The 23,242-nt window shown below is 56.3% G+C and carries 18 protein-coding genes, 1 tRNA gene and 1 pseudogene; 13 read left to right on the top strand and 7 right to left on the bottom strand.

All coding sequences use genetic code 11. The annotated features are described in order from the left end of the window. Positions 1-218 precede the first annotated feature (218 nt). The 3 genes from PAN31108_RS22945 to PAN31108_RS22955 all read right to left on the bottom strand — a co-directional run bounded on the left by PAN31108_RS22945 (position 219) and on the right by PAN31108_RS22955 (position 3,464). Positions 219-1,742 carry a fumarate hydratase gene (locus tag PAN31108_RS22945; RefSeq protein ID WP_150671076.1) on the bottom strand — a complete coding sequence of 508 codons (1,524 nt, stop codon included), beginning with the start codon at positions 1,740-1,742 and terminating at the stop codon, positions 219-221. Between the two features lie 42 nt (positions 1,743-1,784). Further along, on the bottom strand, positions 1,785-2,351 hold the full coding sequence (locus PAN31108_RS22950) for a TIGR00645 family protein (RefSeq protein ID WP_150671077.1): 567 nt from the start codon (positions 2,349-2,351) through the stop codon (positions 1,785-1,787). 186 nt (positions 2,352-2,537) lie between these two features. After that, entirely contained in the window at positions 2,538-3,464 is a 927-nt protein-coding gene (locus tag PAN31108_RS22955) for a DMT family transporter (protein WP_281350145.1), read from the bottom strand. Positions 3,465-3,788: 324 nt separating this feature from the next. Between PAN31108_RS22955 and acs the strand changes: the two genes are divergently transcribed. The 6 genes from acs to PAN31108_RS22985 all read left to right on the top strand — a co-directional run bounded on the left by acs (position 3,789) and on the right by PAN31108_RS22985 (position 12,493). After that, positions 3,789-5,771, top strand: coding sequence for an acetate--CoA ligase (gene acs / locus PAN31108_RS22960; protein ID WP_150671078.1), 1,983 nt, complete (start codon positions 3,789-3,791; stop codon positions 5,769-5,771). Between the two features lie 261 nt (positions 5,772-6,032). Beyond that, positions 6,033-6,503 (top strand): DUF4212 domain-containing protein, encoded by a 471-nt coding sequence (locus PAN31108_RS22965; RefSeq protein ID WP_174995114.1) that lies wholly within the window; start codon positions 6,033-6,035, stop codon positions 6,501-6,503. Then, positions 6,500-8,518: a sodium:solute symporter family protein gene (locus PAN31108_RS22970; RefSeq protein ID WP_150671080.1), complete on the top strand. Its 2,019-nt coding sequence runs from the start codon at positions 6,500-6,502 to the stop codon at positions 8,516-8,518. Before PAN31108_RS22965 ends, PAN31108_RS22970 begins: the two co-directional genes overlap by 4 nt. An 86-nt stretch (positions 8,519-8,604) precedes the next feature. Next, a tRNA-Ser gene (locus PAN31108_RS22975) sits at positions 8,605-8,695 on the top strand. Positions 8,696-8,921: 226 nt separating this feature from the next. Next, positions 8,922-9,893, top strand: coding sequence for an AAA family ATPase (locus PAN31108_RS22980; protein ID WP_150671081.1), 972 nt, complete (start codon positions 8,922-8,924; stop codon positions 9,891-9,893). Positions 9,894-9,994: 101 nt separating this feature from the next. Then, the gene (locus tag PAN31108_RS22985) at positions 9,995-12,493 is read left to right on the top strand and encodes a S8 family peptidase (protein ID WP_246184103.1); all 2,499 of its coding nucleotides are present in this window, start codon (positions 9,995-9,997) and stop codon (positions 12,491-12,493) included. Positions 12,494-12,503: 10 nt separating this feature from the next. Here PAN31108_RS22985 and PAN31108_RS22990 read toward each other — a convergent pair whose 3' ends face one another. Both PAN31108_RS22990 and thyX read right to left on the bottom strand, forming a co-directional pair. Then, on the bottom strand, positions 12,504-13,106 hold the full coding sequence (locus PAN31108_RS22990; protein ID WP_150671083.1) for a recombinase family protein: 603 nt from the start codon (positions 13,104-13,106) through the stop codon (positions 12,504-12,506). A 535-nt stretch (positions 13,107-13,641) separates the two neighbouring features. Further along, a complete protein-coding gene (thyX, locus tag PAN31108_RS22995; RefSeq protein WP_217426353.1) occupies positions 13,642-14,388 on the bottom strand; it encodes an FAD-dependent thymidylate synthase in 747 nt (248 codons plus the stop codon). Positions 14,389-14,508: 120 nt separating this feature from the next. On the opposite strand from thyX, the gene PAN31108_RS23000 reads away from it, so the two are divergent. Genes PAN31108_RS23000 through PAN31108_RS23015 form a run of 4 tightly spaced genes read left to right on the top strand, consistent with a single transcriptional unit; the run spans position 14,509 to position 19,690 of the window. Next, positions 14,509-15,708: a DNA cytosine methyltransferase gene (locus PAN31108_RS23000; RefSeq protein ID WP_174995115.1), complete on the top strand. Its 1,200-nt coding sequence runs from the start codon at positions 14,509-14,511 to the stop codon at positions 15,706-15,708. 1 nt (position 15,709) lies between these two features. After that, positions 15,710-16,678 carry a phosphoribosyltransferase-like protein gene (locus tag PAN31108_RS23005; protein WP_150671085.1) on the top strand — a complete coding sequence of 323 codons (969 nt, stop codon included), beginning with the start codon at positions 15,710-15,712 and terminating at the stop codon, positions 16,676-16,678. Next, entirely contained in the window at positions 16,662-18,686 is a 2,025-nt protein-coding gene (locus PAN31108_RS23010) for an ORC-CDC6 family AAA ATPase (protein WP_150671086.1), read from the top strand. The genes PAN31108_RS23005 and PAN31108_RS23010 overlap by 17 nt, the downstream gene beginning before the upstream one ends. A gap of 2 nt (positions 18,687-18,688) precedes the next feature. Further along, entirely contained in the window at positions 18,689-19,690 is a 1,002-nt protein-coding gene (locus PAN31108_RS23015; protein WP_150671087.1) for a hypothetical protein, read from the top strand. Positions 19,691-19,842: 152 nt separating this feature from the next. Here the strand turns inward: PAN31108_RS23015 and PAN31108_RS23020 are convergent, their stop codons facing one another. Beyond that, the gene (locus tag PAN31108_RS23020; protein WP_150671088.1) at positions 19,843-20,601 is read right to left on the bottom strand and encodes a class I SAM-dependent methyltransferase; all 759 of its coding nucleotides are present in this window, start codon (positions 20,599-20,601) and stop codon (positions 19,843-19,845) included. Positions 20,602-20,794: 193 nt separating this feature from the next. Here PAN31108_RS23020 and PAN31108_RS23025 point away from each other — a divergent pair, with 193 nt between their 5' ends. From PAN31108_RS23025 to PAN31108_RS23035, 3 genes and pseudogenes are all read left to right on the top strand, one after another. Then, positions 20,795-21,121 (top strand): helix-turn-helix domain-containing protein, encoded by a 327-nt coding sequence (locus PAN31108_RS23025; protein ID WP_150671089.1) that lies wholly within the window; start codon positions 20,795-20,797, stop codon positions 21,119-21,121. Positions 21,122-21,930: 809 nt separating this feature from the next. After that, a pseudogene (locus PAN31108_RS23030) lies at positions 21,931-22,067 on the top strand (transposase); the annotation flags it as partial. Positions 22,068-22,269: 202 nt separating this feature from the next. Then, positions 22,270-22,911, top strand: coding sequence for an HD domain-containing protein (locus PAN31108_RS23035; RefSeq protein ID WP_150671090.1), 642 nt, complete (start codon positions 22,270-22,272; stop codon positions 22,909-22,911). Between the two features lie 72 nt (positions 22,912-22,983). On the opposite strand, the gene PAN31108_RS26880 is transcribed toward PAN31108_RS23035, so the two are convergent. After that, positions 22,984-23,242 (bottom strand): integrase core domain-containing protein (locus PAN31108_RS26880; protein WP_246184104.1); only part of this gene is annotated, 259 nt, incomplete at its 5' end.

The following is a 23,242-nucleotide window of genomic DNA, read 5'->3' on the forward strand; positions in this document are numbered from 1 at the left end:
AGCCCTGCAAGGCTTTTCGTGAACCGAGGTGCGAATGGTAATGCGATCCATTCTCGCTTTGTTACATGACATTTTCGGGTGGTTGCGTCACTGATTTCCCGAGCGGCGTCAGACGAAAAAAAGCCCGGACCATGCCGGGCTTTCTCTTGCGGGCCGATGGCGCGAAGCCGTCGGCCCTTGCGCGCGTGACATCCGAGCGATGCGGATAAAGATGAAACTTATTCCGCAGCGACCGGAATCTTGCCGATCTTGGCTTGCCATTCCTTCGGTCCGGTCTGGTGCACCGACACGCCGGTTGCATCGACGGCCACCGTTACCGGCATGTCCTTGACGTCGAACTCGTAGATGGCTTCCATGCCGAGGTCTTCGAAGGCCAGCACGCGGGCCGCACGAATCGCCTTGGACACGAGGTAGGCGGCGCCGCCCACGGCCATCAGGTACGCAGCCTTGTGTTTCTTGATGGCTTCGATGGCGGCCGGGCCGCGTTCCGACTTGCCGATCATGACGGTGAGACCCGTCTTCGACAGCATCATGTCGGTGAACTTGTCCATGCGCGTGGACGTGGTCGGGCCCGCCGGGCCGACGACTTCGTCGCGCACCGGATCGACGGGGCCGACGTAGTAAATCGCGCGGCCCTTGAAATCCACCGGCAGCGGCTCGCCCTTGGCGATCATGTCGGCAATGCGCTTGTGGGCGGCGTCGCGGCCCGTGAGCATCTTGCCCGAGAGCAGCAGGGTCTGACCCGGCGTCCAGCTCGCGACTTCTTCCGGCGTGAGCGTGTCCAGATCGACGCGCTTGCTCGTCTCCGTGTTGGGCGCCCAGTGCACGTTCGGCCAGGCGTCGAGCGAGGGGGCGGCAAGGAACGAGGGGCCCGAGCCGTCCAGCGTGAAGTGCGCGTGACGCGTCGCCGCGCAGTTCGGGATCATGGCGACCGGCTTGGACGCGGCGTGCGTCGGGTAGTCGAGGATCTTCACGTCGAGCACGGTGGCCAGGCCGCCGAGGCCCTGCGCGCCGATGCCGAGTGCGTTGACCTTCTCGAACAGCTCGATACGCAGTTCTTCGTTCCAGTTCTGCGGACCGCGCTTGATCACGTCATGGATGTCGATCGGGTCCATGAGCGATTCCTTGGCGAGCACCATCGCCTTCTCCGCCGTGCCGCCGATACCGATGCCGAGCATGCCCGGCGGGCACCAGCCGGCGCCCATCGTCGGGACCGTCTTCACGACCCAGTCGACGATCGAGTCGGACGGATTGAGCATCACGAACTTCGACTTGTTCTCCGAGCCGCCGCCCTTGGCTGCGACCGTGATGTCGACCTTGTCGCCTTCCACGATTTCGTAGTGGATGACGGCGGGCGTATTGTCCTTCGTGTTCTTGCGGCCGGCTTCCGGCGGCGCCACGATCGAGGCGCGCAGCACGTTGTCCGGATGCATGTAAGCCTGGCGCACGCCCTCGTTGATCATGTCGGTGAGGCTGCGCTTGGCGTCCCAGCGTACGTTCATGCCGACCTTGACGAACACCGTCACGATACCGGTGTCCTGGCACAGCGGACGGCGGCCCTCGGCGCACATGCGGCTGTTGGTCAGGATCTGGGCGATGGCGTCGCGTGCGGCCGGGCTTTGCTCGGCCTCGTAGGCGCGACCCAGTGCCTGGATGTAGTCGTCCGGGTGGTAATAGCTGATGTATTGCAGGGCACCGGCGACGCTCTGAATGACGTCGTCTTCTTTAATGACGGTAGACATGAAACGGCTCTCGACTTAGTGGGGACTGGGTATTGTGAATGACTAGTGCTGCGGGGTCGCGTACGCGGGCGCATGGCTGTCGTTCGTCATCTTGTTGACGTAGGCCATGACCACGGCGGAAAGCAGGAAGGCGCAGTGAATGATCACTTGCCACATGATGGTGTGCGGCGTTTGCGCAGACGCATCGATGAACGTCTTGAGCAGATGAATCGACGAGATGCTGATGAGCGCCATCGACAGCTTCACCTTGAGCACGCCGGCGTTCACATGATCGAGCCACTCCGGTTCGTCCGGATGCCCTTCCACACCGAGGCGGGAGACGAACGTCTCGTAACCGCCGATGATCACCATGATGAGTAGGTTCGAGATCATCACCACGTCGATCAGGCCGAGCACGACGAGCATGATCTGCGTTTCGTCGAATGTCGCGGCGTGGCTGACCAGATGGAAGAGTTCGACGAGGAACTTGTAGACGTACACGCCTTGTGCGGCGATCAGCCCGAGATACAGCGGGAGTTGCAGCCAGCGGCTGAAGAAGATGACGCGGGGCAGGGGACGCATGGTACGCGTATGACGCGTCGGCGCGGGCGGTCGGCCGGGAGTCGACATGGCTATTTTGACGGGGTGAATACGTTGACCTGCGCTTCGTGACGCAGGCTGTCATTATCAGTTACGCAAATCGAATACGAAACCACGGAGTCGGGCGCCATGGAGGCACCCGGGCACGGATAGCGCGTCGCGATATCCGGCATGGGCGGCATTTTACAACGTCTTGGCGGCGCGACCGCGTTCGATTCAGTCGCGCGCGGGCAATGGCGTCTTTCGCGAGACGGCGCAGCGCCCGGGCAGTGCCGCCAGGACGATGCCGGCGACCGTCAGCACCAATGCGCCGCCTTGCGCGACGGTCAGTCGCTCGTCCAGAAAAATCACGCCGTACGCGGTAGCCGCGACCGGCACCATCGCCGTGAAGACGCCCGCAAGTTGCGCGCTGACGTGGCGAATCCCGCGCATCCAGAGGAAGAAGGAGAACACGCTGGCGGCGAGCCCGTACCAGACGATGAGCGCCCAGTGACCGAGGCTGAGCGCCGCGTAGTCGACGGCCATCAGTCCGACGACGCCGAGCGGCAGCATCAGTACGCCGCCGATCAAGTGCGTATAGGCGCAGATGTCGATGGCGGGGAGTTCGGCGGCGAGCCGTTTCGAGACGATCACATAGATGGCTTCGCAGAAAACGGCGCCGAGGACCAGCGCGTTGCCCAGCCATGCGTTGGCGATGGCGCCCGATGCGGCGTGGCCGTCGCCGCGCGAGACGTTGAGCAATGCCACGCCGGCCATCGCCAGCGCAATGCTCACGAGGGTGCGTCGTGATGGCGCTTCACGCAGCACGGCCCACGATAGCAGTGCCACGCAGGCGGGCAGCGTGGCTGTGATGACGCCGGCGGCGGTGGCCGTCGTCATACGTACGCCGTAGAGGATCAGTAAGGTGAAGAGAAACGTGCCGAAGAACGTCTGCACGAAGAGGCGGCCCCACTGGCTGCGCGTGACGCGACGCATGGCCGAAGGCCGGTAGCGGGGGGCGAGTGCGACGATGGCGATGAAGAATCGCCACAGCGCGAAGGCAGCCACCGGCATGACGGCGACCATCGTCTTGCCGATGCCCACGTTGGCGCCCACGAACGTCATGGCGAGCGCGAGCGCGAAACTCGGAAAGCGGGCGAACAGGCCATCGAGCCGATGGGCGCGCCCCGGCGCGCTGCCGGCTGCCGCTGCGTTGTCACCGTTCGATGGCTGCGTAGATGTCGAATTCACGGGCGCTCCGGGCGATTCCGGGGTGGCGGGAAGGGGGTGATGAGCGTAGGATTGTAGCGAATACGCCACAGTTTGCTGCAATGCGACAACGCGCTTTGCGTGAGTCCCGCACGCAAGGAACGGGAGTCGGATGCACCAGTGTAAGGCGTTAGTAAGTCGCTCGTCTTAATGTGACGTTAGCGATAGGTTTTGGCTTGATTGCCATCGTATTTGCATATCCATAAGAGGGGACAACTCATGGCAGCAATTGAATCGGTATTGCAGGAGCAGCGCGTTTTTGCGCCGCCGCAGGCGCTGGTCGCCAAAGCGAACATTTCCGGCATGCCAGCCTATGAGGCGCTTTGCGCCGAGGCCGAGAAGGATTACGAGGGATTCTGGGCGCGTCAGGCGCGCGAGAATCTGGCCTGGCACAAGCCGTTCACCAAAGTCCTCGACGAGACCAACGCCCCGTTCTACACGTGGTTCGAAGACGGTCAGATCAACGCTTCCTACAACTGCCTGGACCGCCAGATCGAAGCGGGTCTGGGCGACAAACCTGCCATCCTTTTCGAGGCCGACGACGGCACGGTGACGCCCGTCACCTATCGCGACCTGCTCGCGCGCGTGAATCGCTTTGCGAACGCGCTCAAGGCCAAGGGCGTGAAGAAGGGCGATCGCGTGGTCATTTACATGCCGATGTCGATTGAAGGCGTGGTTGCCATGCAGGCGTGCGCGCGCATCGGCGCGACCCACTCGGTCGTGTTCGGTGGTTTCTCGGCCAAGTCGCTCAACGAGCGCGTGATCGACGCGGGCGCGGTGGCCATCGTCACGGCGGACGAGCAGATGCGCGGCGGCAAGGCATTGCCGCTCAAGGCCATTGTCGACGAAGCGCTGGCGATGGGCGGGTGCGACCATGTGAAGTCGGTGATCGTCTACCGTCGTACGGGTGGCAATGTGACGATGCAGGCCGGTCGCGACGAAGTGCTGCAAGACCTGGTCGCCGGTCAGTCGGACCAGTGCGAGCCGGAGTGGGTGGGCGCGGAGCATCCGCTCTTCATCCTTTACACGTCGGGCTCGACGGGCAAGCCGAAGGGCGTGCAGCACAGCACGGGCGGCTATCTGCTGTGGGCGTCGCTCACCATGCAGTGGACTTTCGACATCAAGCCGGACGACGTTTTCTGGTGCACGGCCGATATCGGCTGGATCACGGGGCATACGTATATTGCTTACGGCCCGCTGGCCGTGGGGGCAACGCAGGTGGTGTTCGAAGGCGTGCCGACGTACCCGAACGCCGGGCGTTTCTGGGAGATGATCGGCCGTCACAAAGTGACCGTGTTTTATACCGCGCCGACGGCGATCCGTTCGCTCATCAAGGCGGCGGAGCAGGCACCGGAAGTGCATCCCAGGCAGTACGACCTGTCGTCGTTGCGCATTCTCGGGTCGGTGGGTGAGCCGATCAATCCGGAAGCGTGGATGTGGTACTACGAGAACGTAGGCGGCGCGCGTTGCCCGATCGTCGACACGTGGTGGCAGACGGAGACGGGCGGACACGTGATCACGCCCTTGCCGGGGGCGACGCCGCTGGTGCCGGGGTCGTGCACGCTCGGTTTGCCGGGGGTGGCTGTGGCCATCGTCGACGAGACGGGGCAGGATGTGCCGAATGGGCAGGGCGGAATGCTGGTGATCAAGCGTCCGTGGCCGTCGATGATTCGTACGATCTGGGGCGATCCGGAGCGTTACAAGTCGAGCTACTTCCCGTCGGAACTGGGCGGCAAGATCTATCTGGCGGGTGACGGGTCGATTCGCGATGCGAAGACCGGTTACTTCACCATCATGGGACGTATCGACGACGTGCTGAACGTCTCCGGACACCGTATGGGGACGATGGAAATCGAGTCGGCGCTGGTGGCGAACCCGATCGTGGCGGAAGCGGCGGTGGTGGGGCGTCCGGACGACACGACCGGCGAGGCTATTGTGGCGTTCGTGGTGCTCAAGCGTGCGCGTCCGACCGGCGACGAGGCCAAGCAACTGGCGCTGGAGTTGCGGAACTGGGTGGGCAAGGAGATCGGTCCGATCGCCAAGCCGAAGGACATCCGTTTCGGGGACAATCTGCCGAAGACGCGCTCGGGCAAGATCATGCGTCGTTTGCTGCGAGTGATCGCGAAGGGTGAGGAGATCACGCAGGACACGTCGACGCTTGAGAATCCGGCCATTCTGGAGCAACTCAAGCAGGCGCAGTAAGCGCGGGTTTGCACACCCAAGCCGCCTGCAATGACGCAACGCTCGCGGCCCGGCGCGCCGGGCTCCGCTGACGACGGCGGAACGTCGCCGGACGACATGTCCGGTGGCGCAGCGGGCGTTTCGTCGACCCCGTATGGGGGGCGAGGCGGTAACGCCGTCACCTCGCCCATCACCCCGGGCGATCACCATGACATTGCCTCCGGCACCCCCCACGACATTGCGCCGACGTCGGTGTCTTCGGGGCGGCGTGGCGCGTCCCTCATGTCTTCTTTATCCTCTGATGCAACCAGCCGTCATGCCGGCGCGCCCAATGTGGCGACGCCGACGGACCTACCTCCCGACATCGACTGGCACGGTCAGGCGGCGGCGATTGCTGCGCGTCACTGGCGTCGCACCTTATGGCTGGTGGGGGTGCTGATGGTGATCGGTTTCGTGGTGACGTTCGTGCCGCAGTTCTGGGCGCGTGAATGGGCTGCGATGCGATTTGCCGGATGGCCGTTGCCGTTCTACATGGGCGCGCAGGGTTCGATCCTGATCGACATTGGCCTGATCGTCGTCTACGCGTTGATTCAACGGCGCAACGACTCGCGTTATCGCGAGGCGTTGCATGCGTTGCGCGACGCGCGTCGCGACAGCCTCGGCCTCACCGATGACACGATGGAGCGCGCCATGGCGCCCGCCACATCACGAAGTGCGTCTTCTCGCGCCGCATCGGCGCATCTTTACCGATGAGTTTCACGCGCAGGTTGCTGCGCTACTACCTGTATTACACGGCGGGGTTTCTCGCGTTCGTGTTGATGATCGGCCTGCTCGAAAAGGTCAATGGCCCGGGCGTGTGGATCGGGTACGCGTTTCTTTTCGTGACGATTGCCGTCTACGCGGTAATCGGTCTGATTTCGCGTACCTCCGATGCGGCCGAGTATTACGTCGCGGGACGCCGCGTGCCGCCGATGTTTAACGGCATGGCGTGTGCGGCGGACTGGATGAGCGCGGCGTCGTTCATGGGGTTGGCGGGGTCGCTGTACGTATCCGGTTACGACGGCCTGGCCTACGTCATGGGATGGACGGGCGGCTACTGTCTGGTGGCGTTCCTGCTCGCGCCTTATTTACGCAAGATGGGCCGATATACGGTGCCCGACTTCCTCGGTACACGTTACGACAGCAATCTGGTGAGGGCGTTGGGCGTTTTCTCGACGATTCTGTGTTCGTTCGTCTATCTCGTTGCACAGATTCAGGGCGTGGGGTTGATTGCGTCGCGCTTCATTGGTGTGGAATTCACGATCGGCATCTTCTTCGGGCTGGCGGGGATTCTTGTGTGCTCGTTCCTGGGGGGGATGCGGGCGGTGACTTGGACGCAAGTCGCGCAGTACATCATCATGATCACGGCGTTTTTGGTGCCCACGGCGATGATCGGGCATCAGACGGGCAACGGCTGGTTCCCGCAGTTCACTTATGGTGAAGCGCTGGAGAAGGTCGAGGCATTGGAGAAGCAGCTCAAGAATTCGGTGCCTGAGCAGGAAGTGCGCGATTACTACCGTGAGCAGGCGGAGCAGATGCAGCGTCGGCTCGACGGATTGCCGGACACGTTCTATAGCGAGCGTGCGGAGCTTGAGCGGCAGTTGCTGGATACGAAGCGTCGCAATGGGCCGTTGCGTGATGTGAAGGTGCTTGAGGCGAAGCTGGAGGCATTTCCGCGAGACGTGGGGGAGGCGCAGAACCAGTGGTTGGAGATGCGTAATCAGTACGTTGAGCGGAGTGAACCGCCGCGTGCGATGACGGAACCGTTTCCGGCGCGTGACGACATGACGCGCGGTTCGCAGCGTTTGAATTTCCTGTTGTTGATGGTGTGCCTGATGATCGGCACGGCGAGCTTGCCGCATATCCTGACACGTTACGGCACGACTGCGACGGTGCAGGGCGCGCGGAGTTCCGTAGGGTGGACGTTGTTCTTCGTCGCGTTGTTGTATGTGAGTGCGCCGGCGTTGGCGGTGATGCTCAAGTACGACGTGCTGCTGCATTTGGTGGGGGCGCGATATGAGAACTTGCCGGGATGGGTGACGCAGTGGCGGCATGCGACGCCGGTGCAGTTAGACATCTCGGACGTTTATCGGGATGGTGTGGTGCAGTGGGGCGAGATCTGGATGCAGCCGGACATGTTGGTGCTGGCGGGGCCGGAGATTGCGGGGTTGCCGTACGTGATTTCGGGGTTGGTGGCGGCGGGCGCGTTGGCGGCGGTGTTATCGACGGCGGATGGGTTGTTGCTGACGATTGCGAACGCGTTGTCGCACGACGTCTACTTTCACATGGTGGACAGGAATGCGTCGAGTCAGAAGCGGGTGACGACGTCGAAGATATTGTTGTTGTGTGTGGCGATGTTTGCGTCGTATGTGACGTCGTTGAAGTTGGGGAACATCTTGTTTCTGGTGGGGGCGGCGTTTTCGTTGGCGGCGTCGTGTTTGTTCCCGGCGTTGGTGTTGGGGGTGTTCTGGAAGCGGACGACGCGACTCGGTGCGACGGCGGGGATGGTGAGTGGCTTGTTGGTGTGCGTGTATTACATCATGACGACGTACCCGTTCTTCACTCGTTTGACGGGCTTCGCGGGGTCAAGGTGGTGGGGTGTGGACCCGATCTCGGCGGGGGCGTTCGGCGTCCCGGTGGGATTCGCGGTGGCGATTGCTGTCAGCTTGCTGGGCAGCCGCCCAAGCGAGCGCGACCGCCATCTGGTGGACCATCTGAGACGCCCATGAGGCGGGGCGCTCAAAGGATTTTTGCTCGAGTCGCCACGAAATGGGTGAGATGTTGCCGCCGACCTGCTATAATGCGCGACCATTCAGGAGAGATGGATGAGTGGTTTAAGTCGCACGCCTGGAAAGCGTGTATAGGTTAATAGCCTATCGGGGGTTCGAATCCCCCTCTCTCCGCCAGATGAACTCTTAAAAGCCCGCAAATTCAGTGATTTGCGGGCTTTTTGTTTTTCCGACTGGCAAATCAACTATCAAATGGTGTTTGTAACTGACGCCCATATTGCTTGCGCGCCTCAGTCCTAAGACTGCTCCTCTGCAATCTCAATTGGCTGGGTTGGTTCAGTGCGGCCTTGGTCCAGGGCGCACTCCGTTATACTCCAACCATTCCTCATCTCTATTTATGGTCATGGCCCGGGCCGATCTCCTCGTCAATCTTGTCCGCGCAGGCTCGCAGGGCGATCAAAAGCTCTTCCGGTCTACGGTCGAGGCGCTCGCTGCTGACGAGCGAGCCAAGCGCCACACGCAGTTAGCCGACAAGCTGGAGGAGAACTTGCGTGCCGCAGTAACTCCGCCACGTGGGGCAGAGGTTGTTCGCAGCTTCGACGGCGGGCATGGGGGGCTGCTCTACGAAATCGAGCCGCGCCGCTCGCTGGACGCGATGTTGTTGCCTGGCGACGTTGATCGCGCTGTGCGGGAGTTAATAGAAGAGCAGCACCGACGCGATCTTCTCCGTTCGTACGGACTGGAGCCGAGGCATCGAGTACTACTTTCTGGGCCACCGGGGAACGGAAAGACGACTCTCGCCGAGGCGATCGCATTCGAGTTGATGGTGCCGCTGTTCGTTGTTCGCTATGAAGCTGTCGTGGGAAGTTTCTTGGGAGAAACGAGTGGACGTCTTAAACGACTTTTTGACTTCGCAAGAACTCACAATTGTGTACTTTTTTTCGATGAGTTCGACACGTTAGGCAAAGAGCGGGGGGACACTAATGAAACGGGTGAAATTAAACGCGTAGTTAGTTCTCTGTTGCTACAAATCGACGCACTCCCTAGCCATGTTGTTGTCGTGACGGCGACGAACCATTCCGAGCTGCTTGATCGTGCAGTGTGGAGAAGGTTTCAGCTGCGAATGGAGTTGCCGATTCCGACGCACGCACAGCGAACCGCGTGGTTCGAGAGATTTCAGGAAAAGATCGGTATCTCGCTCGGTGTGTCGCCTAGGACGCTCGCCACTCGATTAAAGGTGAGTAGCTTCTCCGATCTAGAGCAGTTTTGCCAAGACGTTCATAGGCGCTACGTCCTTTCATTGCCGTCTGGTAATATTAAGAAAATCGTGGCGATGCAAATGGACCAGTGGATGCATCGCTTTTCTGGTGAGTAGTATGAAGTCCTTAATAAAAATACGACCAGATGAGTACGGGACCACTTCCGCTACTTCTTTTTCCTAATCCAACTCCAATTCGGCGGGAAGCCGGGGCATCGATGTTCCCGACGCTGCATATTCCCAGCGGCCCTCGTCAGAGCCAGCGGTTGGCTACAAAATTTCAAACGCTTCGGGAAGCGTTCGATGCGCGCCGATTAGAATTGCAGGAGGTCGCGGCTAACGATGATCCTGATTTGGTCATCGTATTCGAGACCGTTGGCAGCATTAAAGACTTCATTTCAACAGCCCAACGCATTGCCGGTATGGAGTGGCTGACCAGCATGCTCGACGTTGAGTTTGCTCCGGACGAGGACTTTTACCATACGGATGATCAGCAACGATCCGTGAAGGGTAAGCTGTTTCTCGTCGGTACCAACCGGCATGCTCTCGACGAACTTGTGCGTCTTTGGAGACGTTATTCCGAGGATAGCTCTGCAAATCTTGGAGACGGACTCAGCGCGTGGAAGCAGGTCTTTGAGCGTCTTCGAGATGTTCGCTTTTGGGGGCCAGAGGACAGACTTGATGCCGACCTTCGTCATTTCTGGGAAGAGCGTATTGCCTATGAGGCGGGACCGGTACGTTTTGAAATCGAAGCTTGGTGCTTCCTTTCACCCTTAAAAAATGACCGAGCCAGTGAGGAAGTTCGCGCCGTTGTTCGGGCAATGAATGGCAGTGTGCTGAGTGAGCGCCTAGTCTCTGATATTGCTTATCACGGATTCCTAGTGGAGATGCCGGTGGCAAGCGTACGGTCCTTGCTTGACGACGCACGTTCTCCTTTGCTGATGTCGGACCGAGTGATGTTTTTGCGTCCGCAGGGGCAAAGCTATGGCGTCGGCGTTGACGCTGAAGAGCGCTTTGCCGATGTTCCTGTACCGTCAACACATACGTCCGGTGCTCCCGTCGTAGCATTGCTCGACGGCCTGCCGATGCAAAACCATCCTCGCCTACAAGGGCGAGTTCAAGTGGATGACCCGGACGATTGGGCGAACGGTTATCAGGTAAATGAGCGTGCGCATGGTACGGCGATGGCGTCGCTTATCGTCTGGGGTGATCTGAGCACTGGTTCAGTGGCGCTCGCGAAGCCGATCTACGTGCGCCCGATTTTGCGTCCAGACGGAGCACCGCTCGTTGGCGATGTGCCGCGACATGAGCGTACACCAGGCGATAGGCTTTTGATAGACATCGTTCACGAAGCGGTGCGCCGTATGTTTGAGCGGACGAACAATGTTGAGGCGTCGGCACCAAGCGTCAAAGTGATCAATCTATCGGTCGGAGATAGTACTCGCCCTTTCAATGGCTCTCTTTCGCCTTGGGCTCGACTTTTAGACTGGCTGTCACATCGTTATCAGGTTTTGTTCATTGTTAGTACGGGGAATCGAGCGGATGACCTAGGGCTGGACGTGCAGAGGGGGCAGCTCGCTAATACGTCCCAAAATGCCCGTGAGGGTGCAGCGATGCGCGCGCTGGTTGCCGTTGAGGGACATCGTCGCCTGATTTCACCGGCGGAATCTGTCAATGCTCTGACGGTTGGGGCGAGTTACAGCGACGCTGCCGATTTTGGGGGAGTCCATACTCGCTACACGCTATTTCCCGAGCATGGCGTTGCACCATATTCGTCTATAGGGCCGGGATATCGACGAGCGGTAAAGCCCGACATTCTCTTGCCCGGAGGTCGGGGACTATATGGGGAGCGACCAATGTCCCCGCCTGAATTCACTGAGGTCACTGGCTATTGGGACACTCCTAGAGCCCCTGGGCAAAGGACTGCGGTACCGGGGAATGGTGGCGACACGGCATTTACGCGAGGAACCAGCAATGCTGCCGCTATGGCGACACGGGGGGCTGCATTTGCGCATTCTGTTATTGAGGAGTTGCGGGCTGCGAATGCCTCAATGCTTCCGAGCCGTTATGATGCCGCGTTGATCAAGGCTCTTCTGGCTCATGGCGCGCGATGGGGCGATTTGGGTACCCCAATCCTTGGAGCGAGGCCAGACGTCGAACACTGGAATGCGCGGAAGCGTTTGGTGAGTCGATATATCGGTTATGGCTCAGCCGATATTCCTCGCGCATTGACCTGTACGGAGCAGAGGGCAACATTGCTGGGAATTGGTCAACTGCGAAACGAGAGAGCGTTGGAGTTTCGCGTTCCGCTACCTATTGGACTAAATGCTCGCGTATTGATGCGCCGACTGACTGTAACACTCGCCTGGTTGTCTCCGGTCAATCCTCGTCATTCACATTACAGAACGGCGCGGCTCTGGGTTGACGTACTTGATGACCCGCTTGGACTGACTCGCTCCGACGTAGAGTGGCGCCAAGCCAGGTCTGGCACTCTTCAGCATGAGATATTTGAGGGCGAAAACGCGGTCCCAGTCATTGATGATCAGGACCTGGTTTTACGGGTGAACTGCTTGGCCGATGCCGGGGCGCTTACCGACCCAGTGGATTTCGCGCTCTGTGTTTCATTGGAAGTCGCAGAGGGTGTCGATGTACCCATATACCAGCAAATTCGTGATCGCATTCAGCAGCGAGTTTCTGTTAGGTCAACAACAAGTTAAGGCCGAGTGTCTAACGTCCCCGCTTAGATGTAACGCAAGCTCGCTTGACGGTGGCTGTTCCGACACCAAATCTCTCTGCGGTATCTCGAATGCTTGCACCATTCTCATTACGCCACGCCTCTATTGCCGAATAGTCGTATGCACGGGGACGGCCTTTGTATTTCCCTGCGGCTTTCGCAATCGCCACACCGCGCCGTTGCATCTCGGCTCGATTCCTATAATCGGCCTCTCCTTGCGCCGCCATAAACGCCAGGATCGCGTCGCGAGTTGCTTTTTCGATGGGGTCTTTGGCTTGTCCGTCGAACGTCATCCCATTGAGCGTGCATTCGACGCGTACTCCGAGCTCCATCAACCGGCGCATGGTGCGGTGAAGTTCGTCGTAGCGGCGGCTGATCCGATCTAGCCAGCGCACGATGAGTACACCGCCGTGCCGCAGATCGTGCTCAGCTTTGCGCCACTGCTCCCGCTCGCCAGGAGCGACGTGGTATCCGCTTACACCCTCGTCAATAAAAACGTCCTTGTCCTGCACGCCGTGGGCTTTAGCGTCGTCATACTGGCTCGCGGACGACTGGCCGTCCGTGGTCGAAATCCGACCGTAATAAAGCTTGCGCATGGTTTGATATGGATCATTTGAATTTGTGGATCAATTGTAGCATGGCTCAAATTGACGGTTGATCCTGTTGATCCATGCGCCCGCACCCAATTCACTGGCTCATTACGGTGTACCCGTATAAGCCATCGAGCGAAGCTCAAAATCAAAGGGCATGCCCCCTCCATCAGATTGGTGCGCTGCTCAAGTTGCCCCGATGACCTGACGGCAGGATGTGTGCAGCGCTCTGCGACCCAGCACGAATGAGGAGGAATGTAATGATTGGAGAGTGACGGGAAGTGGCCGCGGAGCCACCGTTGACCGGTCAGCGGGGGGGGTATGTGGAATTTCTTACACTGATAGCTTTACATTGCCTTCAGCAGATAGTCGCGGGAGGAGGTGTCACGATTCAACGCAGCATAGTCGGCGATTTCGGGCTACGCATTCGATACGCCTTTGACAGTGAGTAACATTGCTGCGTACCTCGCGTACATCGCGTACGTCGAGCGACGCCTGCCTAAGCATGAGCCGAAGCGGGTTGGGCTGTATTTCGATGCCGTCAAGAGGCAAGTACATCGATCAACTCTGGAAGTTCTATGAGCATTATTTCTCGAACTTGCTCCGCGATCTGTCGATGCTCGAGCTGGGTGCTTTTATCTGCCCGAACAGTTACATAGTGCACAAAACTACGAATCGAGCCACTCATAAGTAGTGTGCTGGGAGTAAGCCCCTCCGGAAGAACAGCCCGAGCCACTTCCTTCGCCAACCCTTTTTCAAGAGCGGAGCGATAGACGCGCTGAGCTTGCTCAGCCAGCTCTCGCTGGGCAGTTTCCCACCACGCCGCGCGATCAGGATCGTTCTCCGGAAGGCTATTTTGCCTGTTCGTTTGATCTTGCAACCTTGCCTCACGGAAAACTGGGGGCTCTTGCACCGCAGCATAGCGCTGGCTGAACTCCTGGAAGCTAAACGACCTGTGCCGGAGGATTTGGCGCGCGATATCACGGGTAGTAGTGATTTCCACCACCATATGCGCCATTTCGAAAGGACTCCAGTGACGATTCTTGACCAAATACTTCAGCAAGCGGGGAGCGGTCTCGTGATTGAGCTGATTCCCAGGATTAGATACGCGAGCACAGAAAGCGACAAGTTCTCCCGCCGTTTGGCACGACTCGATGACTGGGCGCGTAATGGCAATCAATTTGACACAACTCATAAAAACCTCCAGCCCCCCCAGCACGCGGACGGAGAGGCGCGTTGACCATCTACCCGGCAGGCTGTCTAGGGTATTCATCCAGAGACCGACCATCTCAAGATATCATAACGGGTTGCCTAAAAGAGTGGCGCATATCGCGATAGGGCGGGATGCTACGAGTGTTCTGACAACTTGCCGTCGAACACTGACGACGACCTCTTTGTTTGGATGCTTATGAGCAAAAGAAAAGCCGAAACACCGTCGGTCGCGAGTTTTTTCTCCGGTTGCGGAGGACTTGACATTGGTTTCGAAACGGCAGGCTTCGATATTAGACACGCCTTTGATGTCGATCACGACGCACTGCTCACGTACAACTCAAATCTACGAAATGTTGCTCAGCACCTTGACCTGAGCACCAACACGCCCTGCGTCGGTCCTATCGATGTGCTGCTGGCCGGAGCTCCCTGCCAAGGATTCTCTACCGCCGGGAAACGGAACACCAACGACCCTCGAAATCAGTTGCTACTGCGCATCCCCGAACTGGTTGAGGCAAACTCCCCCAGAGTCGTGGTTGTCGAGAACGTCCCCGGAGTGCGTAGCGGCATCATGAACGACTACTGGGCAGCCCTCGAAGGAAGGCTTCGCGCTCAAGATTACCAGGTCAAAACGGAAGAGCTATCAGCTAACGAGGTCGGCGGAGCACAACTGAGAAAGCGGGTCTTCATGATCTGTTGGCGTGGAAACGCTGCCGATCCAAGTATTCCGCGTTCGGCAGCGGCAAAGAGTCTCGGCGAGGTACTTCTTGACATCGATCCACAAGCTCCAAATCATGACCTAACTGATTCGGTACTCGATAAGAAGACTTTGGCGATCGCTCGGAAAATCAAACCAGGCCAGAAGCTCTCCAACGTGAGAAGTGGTCCGCGATCTGTACATACGTGGTTAATTCCTCAGGTTTTTGGGGAAACTTCCGACATAGAGAAGCAAATCCTGCAGAGCTTGATCGGATTGAGGAGGCAGATACGTCGGCGTGAAAATGGTGACGCAGACCCAGTGGAAATCAAGATTCTAGAAAAAATGTTTGGTAAAAGTCAGGCTCGCAATGCGATTCGCACGCTGGTGGACAAAGACTATCTTGAGCGTCACGAGGTGGATTATGTTGACCTCAAGCATACGTTCAATGGATTGTATCGACGGCTGACACTTGACGCACCGAGTTACACTGTTGATACGAGATTCTGCAGCCCCCGTCATTTCTTGCACCCGAGCGCGAATCGCGGTTTCACCGCACGCGAAGCAGCCCGCATTCAGGGGTTTCCAGACAATTTCACGTTCATCGGAAAAAAAACATCGGTGCATAGAATGATTGGAAATGCTGTTTCCCCTGTCGTTTCTCGTGCGCTCGCGTCATTAGTTAAGGACCTTCTTCGCTGATATGACAATCGTAGAATCATGGCGTGAACAGGACGACCGACAGGCAGAATGCTCGAGGCTGGAGGCCAAATACGCACTTTACGAATCGAAGTTATTCGTAGGCTATGAACCACTGGCGGTAGTCCGTTCGGGACAACCAAAGAATTTTCAAGCACGACTGGATGCGTGGTTATCGGGTTTTCCTTCACTTGATCAATGGGATGCATTTAGGACAGTCGATGATATCGTTTTCCTAAGTGCCTTCGAGCTCCAAGAGTTGCAACGTGTTTCCTACGAGCATCATGCTACGGAGTGGGCGATTGACACACTAGATTTGAAGTACGGTGATCCCGAATTTGAATTAAAGCTCTCCGCCTTCCTGTCTAAAGCTTGGGTTTGCCCTCTGACAGATAGCCTGCGAATCAGCATGTTTCGCCATCTGAATCACATTTCCTCACCGGAGTACTTCCCAGACTGGCGCTCACTTGCAGAGTTTTCTTGCATTGAAAAACTAAAAAATTATGTCAACCGAGAAAACTTTACAGGCATCGTCTTAGTCGAGGATTTCGTTGGCTCTGGCCGTCAGTGTGCCGATGCGATAAATTTTGCCGCAGAGAATTTTGATTTACCAATCTTAGTTATGCCGTTGGTTATCGGTGAGCGCGGTGATTCCAAGTTTAACAAGCTGAAAGAAAAATTCGACAACGTCACCTACAAACCTGTGCTAGTCCTACCCAATAGTTGCAGGGTAACCCGGCGATCTTTGTCAATTGATACCGAACCCATCATACGGGCACGAAATTTGGTCAACTCCTACGCAAAGGTGACTTCGGATAATCAACCATTCGGCTTCGAGAAAAATCAAGGCTACATGTTTGCCATGGCGACCAATTGCCCCAACAACAGTCTGAAGTTTTTACATTCTGATTTTGGGAATTGGAACCCTCTTTTTCCTCGTTCCAATCGGAGGGCTCATGAGCGACGTGCCTAAGAATCCGTTTTCAGGCGCCTTAATCACGGAACAGATTGAGCCGGACGCCTTCGTGGAGTATTTCAGCGACACTCTCGTGAGAAATGCTGTCGGATTCTTTGATCTCGGTAATGTAGTAGTTAAAGGTACGCCCGGGAGCGGTAAGAGTATGCTTTTGACACTACTCAAACCCGAAACGCGCGTCGCTTACTTTCGTCAGAACAAAAATTTCCCAGTAAGCGGAAATGATGCAAAATTCATTTCTGGCGGTATAAATCTTACGAGGTCCGGCGCACATGATTTTGCAAATCGCCTAGCCCGGAACTCTCGTCACGGAACCTCAGTTGATGATTTGGCGTTGCTTTTTGCAGATTTTTTCAATTATTTTGTTTGCCGGGATTTGCTAAAATCCGTTCAAATATTTTTGAAAGATGATTTGGAGCCACTTCGAAGCGAGATTGGCCTCAAAACCGATCGAGATCGCCTGAATAAATTTTCCAAAAAAATAGCAAATAGTGATTGCTGGTTCTCGTATCTGGATGGAACTTCAGATTTCGATGATTTAATAAAAAGACTCGAACGCAGGCTCTTAGAATATCGATCTTACTTCAACTTCAATGTTGAGGAGCTTCGGCAAGAAATAATTTCATCGAAAACCTCAATTGGCGAGCCCATTGCTGTTATGGCGACAGCTCTTCGGGATGCCGGAATCATCGATGAAGAAACAATAGTTTTCATCCGTGTTGATCAACTTGAAGAGCTGTACAGTCTGGAAAAAAAGCATGGTCTCGGAGACAGCTATCGCCAAATAGTCAATAAGGCGTTGGGTATGCGCGATAGACGAATGGCCTATCGAATCGGCACTCGCGATTACGCATGGGAGCGGCAGCCGGGGATATATGGTACATCAGCAAAGTTAGAACAAAATCGGGATTATTCAGTCATTCCGCTGGATGAGTTGCTCCGTAGAAAGGAAAATCGGCGAGGATGGCTTTTCCCTGAGTTGGCGCAAGATATCTTTGCCCGCCGCCTGCAGCGATCCGGCTATAAATTTAAAGATAGCAAGAGCGTTCTGCGAGATGTGTTTGGCAGTTCCCCTCCGCGGGAACTCTTGGCACAAAGATACCTAGTTGGCCACGAACGGTCTATTGAAGCTAACGAATACCTCAACCAAGAAACTGCCGACCTGCCACCGCCAGTTATCGCTGCGATTCGCGACGTGGGAAACCACGATCCACTAGATGCTCAATTGGCTTCAGCTTGGGCTAGACAGCGCACACAGAAGAAGCTCTCTGTAGCTCAACTGGTTGAGGGCATCGAAAAGCAGGTGTGGCGGCAACGAACATGGTGGGTCAAAGAGCGCAAAGAACTAGCGCTCTTGCACCTTGCGGGTCGTATGAATCAGCGATTGATGTGGGGAGGGGCCGATGACGTGTTGGAGCTAAGTGGGCACAACGCGTTGGTATTCATATTCATAAGCCGCCAAATCTGGGACGTAGCAATACGGTCTAACTCACGGGCACTCCAGGATTTGGAGCAGGTGCAGATCGAATTCGAGACACAAGCCACTGGCATTTACGATACGAGCAGGTCATGGGTTGAGAAGCAGATACCACGTGGTATGCGTGGCGATGACCGCTTTCGACTTGTACAAACGCTAGGCGCCCATTTCAGACGAACCCTCATCGCCGACCGAGCAATGTCAAATCCGGGAACCAACGGGATTTCGCTAACGCTTGAAGACCTGAACGACAATCACGAGGTCAAGGAACTCTTGGAGTTCTCGAGTGACTTTGGGGATTTGGTTGCCCTTCCGCATACAACTAAGCTAAAAGATCAGAAGCCACGTAGAAAATGGTATCTTGCACCTATTCTGTCTCCTTATTTTAGAATTCCGCACATTCATACCAAGGAGCCAATATATATGACAGCTGACGAGCTTGTGACTATTCTCGGCGGATTACGGCAAGCAATGCTCACAGAGATTTCAGATGCGCCGAAATCAAGCGATCAACTGAGCCTGTTTTGAAGATGAAGAGACCATGGGGCTTACTCGACAAAGTTCTTCACCGTTTGGACCATGATCGAGGATGGGATTACGTCGGTTGCGTGTCGTTTGAGGATCGACATGTAGACGTATTGCGGCATTTTTCGGATCGCCTGACTGATAGGCGGGTCATTGTACGCGTCACAAACGAAGGCCAAAGTGATTTTCACGATGCTTGCATCGAACGCATAAATGAGCACTCGCGAGCGTTAGAGAATGGCAATTTGGCGGTGGCCGCTGATTTTGTTGACGCGACTTTTGAATTTAACTTGCCCACTGTTCAAGAAAAAGTGTTGGAACTCGCTGACGCATCCGACGGCAGAGTGTTAGTCGACATGAGCTGCATGCCGAAGCGATTCTTGTTTCTTATTCTCAAAACATTAATTCTCAGTGACAAAATAAAAGATTTGGTTGTGACGTACGCGATACCTGCGCAGTATGCTAACGATACGCTTGCTGGTGCAACCAATGCCCTCGGAGAACTTCCCGGGAGTAGAGGTCCCAACGCTGAGCTCGAAATCACCCCGCAGGTGATGATTATTAGTGTTGGGTATCTTCCGTTTGACCTTTCTCAAGCATCGGAAGCTTTGGTAACAGACGTGCCCAAGCAAGTAATTTTTCCTTTCCCCACATCGATACAAAATTATCGCCGGAATTGGGATTCACTTCAGTCGATCTTCAATGATGCCGCATTGATACCCGACCCAATACGAGTGGACGGTCGAGACGTCTCGTATGCATTTGATGTAATTAAAGACCTTACGGATAATGGAAAAATCGCTGCCAATCTTTATCCGTTTGGGCCGAAAACTCACTCCCTTGCTCTCGGCTTATACTCATTGGCATGTAATAACGCCTCATTGTGGTATGCGCAACCAACCAGATATAACCCCAAGTACTCTTCGGGAATTCGCTTTATTTCAGGCAAGCCGGAAATTTACGGATATTTAGTGAAATATAATGGAGCGAATCTGTATTCGATCTAGGGGTTATATAAAATCAGGGGCTGCAATGGAGCCCCCTCGAGCACGAGCGATGGCATTCTATCTCAGCACGCGGCTTCCGCCCCTCAGGCAACTCCAACGTACTGCATTGACCGGTTGAATCCTAGCTCTACGGCAGACGCTCACAGTTCGGGCTATTTGATCAGAGATGCAATTAGGAACTTGTTGGTGAGCATGCGCCCTTCAGTGTTTAGCATGAATTGCGCTTTTTTCTCGCAGGCGAACGTCTGGTCCCTCGATTTTCGAACTGCGCGACGGAATGCTCGGTAGCTGATCCCTAAAAGCAGTGGGTATATGGGCAGCATCAACCATTGCGACGACGTACTTTTCTCCGTTCTGTGAACTTCCATCGAGCTGAAGCCCGCCAGCATGGACAGCGTCCGAAGTTGCTGCGCCCCCATCAGGAACAGGTGCCCGTAGTACGTGCGGCCTCCTGACTCGCCCCAGACACTCTCCATCGCACTCGGCGGCGTGCCGCGCAGAATCTCGCTTTCAAAGAAGAGATACGCCAACTTTGACGCCAATGAGCTGCGATTCGGCGTAGTCAGGAATAGCTCTCCGCCCGGCTTGAGGATTCGACAAATCTCTTGTAACGCCGACAAGTGGTTCGGAAGGTGCTCGATCACCTCCTGCAGGATCACCGTGTCGACCGAGCCGCTCTCGATCGGCAACCCTTCCATGATATCGGCGAACTTCGCACCGCCCTCCACTTTGCATCGCTCCGGCAGGATGTCGTAAGGCCGCACTTCCGCCCCAAGACCTCGCAGCACATACGTTGTCCGTCCGTCCCCGCACGCGAGATCGACAACGGTCTTGCCTATCCAGTCACTTCGACTCCTCAGAATCCGGTCGACGTTCTTCCCGATTCCAGCCCCGATTTCTTTCTCGAACATAGCGGTTTTCTTCTCGACGTTGCTCAACGAACCCTCGGCGTCGGCTACCAACCAGCAATCGCGAGCGACAGACGAAAGACTGGGGAAGGACTCAAGGGGAAAATTAAAGAAACCGCATTGTAGAGTAAACTCGACAATGTTTGTCGTGTGTACTGCGTCGTTAATCAGTCGTCATACGGGCATCCTGCCCGGCATGGCAAAGAAGAAATTCCCGGCACCCGCAGTCCCATCGACCATTTCCGAGGCGATCGGCCGACGCATCAAGGAGTGCCGTCATGAAGTAGAAAAGTCGCAGGAAACACTAGCTTTTGAGGCGCAGGTGGACCGCACCTACATATCCGCAATCGAGCGAGGGATTGCGAACCCCACCATCGAAACAATCGCGAACATCTGCTTTGCGCTCGGCTATACGTTGTCGGAACTGTTCGCAACGCTCGATGACGTGTCACTCGAACCGACCGGCGAGCGCCGGACAAACGCCGCCACGCCGCCGGAAATCAAACGCACACGGCTGAGATAAGGGTTTACCCGCGGGCTAACATACGCGGCGTCGCGGCCCTAGTCACGCTAGAGCTGCTGTATCAGACAGGGGGTGTCACTACCCCTGTCCTGAGCGAAATGGCCCTTCCAAACGCGTTTTATGGCCCGGAGAAGCCATTGCGTCGTGGTGTTTGGCCGGTGCACGGACACAAGCCCTACCCATTTGTCTCTTTTTTGCAACAATTAGCGCTATCGCAAGTATTGTTGACTCGGCGTCGCGACCGAAAATGCAGCGAAAACTGTGCTAGGATTTCCGAAAATCAAGAATAATTCGTGCGAATTTTTCTGATTTTTTAGGATTTTCTTCTCGAAAAGGCGGTTTTTGTCTAATCGCCCTGAAAGAAATCCTCCTGCCTCGACGTTACCTGGGTGACGTCAATCGCCTGCAGCAATGCCGCTCATCTCCGCGTTTTTCCTCGCAACTTGAGCAGCCGACCGAGCGCCAACCCCAGGTGTCTTCGGGCTAACGCCGAACGGCGCGCCTAAGTCTCCATCGACTGATTTCCCTAAGCCTTAAATTTCCTTTTTCCGCATCGGCGGCGGCCTGTTTTCGCCTATTTATTTAGTACACCTATATATGAAAAACGATCAACCTGAAGAACATAAATTTCCACTCGGCAACATTCTTGCCACAGCCGGGGCCGTCGAAGTTCTTAATCGCACAAACACGAACGTTGTTGAACTGCTAAGACGCCATGCATCGGGCGACTGGGGCGTCGTGTTGACCTGCCCCCTACAACAGGGCCAGCCGGCGTCTAGTAAAGTTCGTTTTCGGAGAAGAAGACGAACATGAAGAAGCGATTTGCGGAGCAGCAAATCATCGGGTTTCTAAAGGAATCTGAAGCCGGCATGCCGGTTAAAGAACTGTGCAGGAAGAACTGTGCAGGAAGCACGGGTTCAGTGACGCGTCGTTCTACACGTGGCGCGTAAACCCCGCTGATGAATAATTCAAAATGCCTATTGCCATCATAGGTTTCTCGCCGACTTAGGCATCCAGCGCGCATTCATTGAGGAGCAGCTTAGTGTGGCCGACATGTACGCCAATCTGGCTGGATATGGCGCCGTACGTCGATAGCGGTCAACTAACTCACCGCCGAGAATGGAAATTGTTTTGCACGGAGGTCATAAATGACTGCAAATATTGCTGGTATTGCTGTTCCCGACAGCGCGTTTGCTCGCGAAATCACGGAGATCGTTCGTGACACCGAGTCACCACTGCTGTTCAATCACTCGAGCCGTGTCTTTTACTTCGCGGCACTTGCAGGCAAGCATCGTGGTTTGAAGTTCGATCCTGAACTGCTGTACTGCGGATGCATGTTCCACGACATGGGGCTGACGCACCAACACAGCAGTGCCTGCGAGCGATTTGAAGTTGATGGCGCCAATGCCGCCAAAGACTTCCTGAAGAGCAAAGGCATCACGCAAGCGGATATCGACGTGGTGTGGACCGCGATTGCCCTTCACACGACCCCGGGCATTCCCCAGCACATGCATCCGGTAATCGCGCTGGTAACGGCTGGCGTCGAAATGGATGTACTCGGAATGACTTACAACCAGTACACCGACATCGAACGAGACGCTGTAGTCGCTGCGCATCCGCGTACGCCAAATTTCAAGGAGGACATCATTCAGGCCTTCTACGACGGCATCAAAAATAAGCCTGACACGACGTTCGGCAACGTTAAAGCGGACGTCATCGCAGACAAAGAACCACATTTCCATGCCGGAAATTTCTGCAGCGTGATTCGTGCTTCCGCGTGGAAGGGCTGATCGCCGCAGCGGCCGCCTGCGCAACGTTTAACTGTCGGTGGTGTGTGCCGCCGGGCTCACGTTCCATCTGGACTACATCACCGATAGTCTTCCTGACGCATCGGCGAGAACGATCCGTGAGGAAATGAACAGTTGCTTGAACCTCATGAGTGAGGCGATGTATTGACCCGGCAAAACCTTCACAGGTAAAGCGGCTAAAGCGAATGCCTCAGCCGGGGTCTTCATCTTTGGCGCCTGATGAGGCCGTCGATAGTTGTAGAACTGAATCCAGTCCGCGATTGCACGGCTGGCGTGTTGCAATGTCTCGAAGCGATGCCGGTGCACGCATTGC

It is taken from the genome of Pandoraea anhela (genome assembly GCF_902459655.1).
GTDB classification, from domain to species: domain Bacteria; phylum Pseudomonadota; class Gammaproteobacteria; order Burkholderiales; family Burkholderiaceae; genus Pandoraea; species Pandoraea anhela.

Coding starts and splice junctions, on each gene's coding strand:
- PAN31108_RS22945 (WP_150671076.1), bottom strand. CDS start 1,742: ATGTCTACCGTCATTAAAGAAGACGACGTCATTCAGAGCGTCGCCGGT.
- PAN31108_RS22950 (WP_150671077.1), bottom strand. CDS start 2,351: ATGTCGACTCCCGGCCGACCGCCCGCGCCGACGCGTCATACGCGTACC.
- acs (WP_150671078.1), top strand. CDS start 3,789: ATGGCAGCAATTGAATCGGTATTGCAGGAGCAGCGCGTTTTTGCGCCG.
- PAN31108_RS22965 (WP_174995114.1), top strand. CDS start 6,033: ATGTCTTCTTTATCCTCTGATGCAACCAGCCGTCATGCCGGCGCGCCC.
- PAN31108_RS22970 (WP_150671080.1), top strand. CDS start 6,500: ATGAGTTTCACGCGCAGGTTGCTGCGCTACTACCTGTATTACACGGCG.
- PAN31108_RS22980 (WP_150671081.1), top strand. CDS start 8,922: ATGGCCCGGGCCGATCTCCTCGTCAATCTTGTCCGCGCAGGCTCGCAG.
- PAN31108_RS22985 (WP_246184103.1), top strand. CDS start 9,995: ATGTTCCCGACGCTGCATATTCCCAGCGGCCCTCGTCAGAGCCAGCGG.
- PAN31108_RS22990 (WP_150671083.1), bottom strand. CDS start 13,106: ATGCGCAAGCTTTATTACGGTCGGATTTCGACCACGGACGGCCAGTCG.
- thyX (WP_217426353.1), bottom strand. CDS start 14,388: ATGGTCGGTCTCTGGATGAATACCCTAGACAGCCTGCCGGGTAGATGG.
- PAN31108_RS23000 (WP_174995115.1), top strand. CDS start 14,509: ATGAGCAAAAGAAAAGCCGAAACACCGTCGGTCGCGAGTTTTTTCTCC.
- PAN31108_RS23005 (WP_150671085.1), top strand. CDS start 15,710: ATGACAATCGTAGAATCATGGCGTGAACAGGACGACCGACAGGCAGAA.
- PAN31108_RS23010 (WP_150671086.1), top strand. CDS start 16,662: ATGAGCGACGTGCCTAAGAATCCGTTTTCAGGCGCCTTAATCACGGAA.
- PAN31108_RS23015 (WP_150671087.1), top strand. CDS start 18,689: ATGAAGAGACCATGGGGCTTACTCGACAAAGTTCTTCACCGTTTGGAC.
- PAN31108_RS23020 (WP_150671088.1), bottom strand. CDS start 20,601: ATGTTCGAGAAAGAAATCGGGGCTGGAATCGGGAAGAACGTCGACCGG.
- PAN31108_RS23025 (WP_150671089.1), top strand. CDS start 20,795: ATGGCAAAGAAGAAATTCCCGGCACCCGCAGTCCCATCGACCATTTCC.
- PAN31108_RS23035 (WP_150671090.1), top strand. CDS start 22,270: ATGACTGCAAATATTGCTGGTATTGCTGTTCCCGACAGCGCGTTTGCT.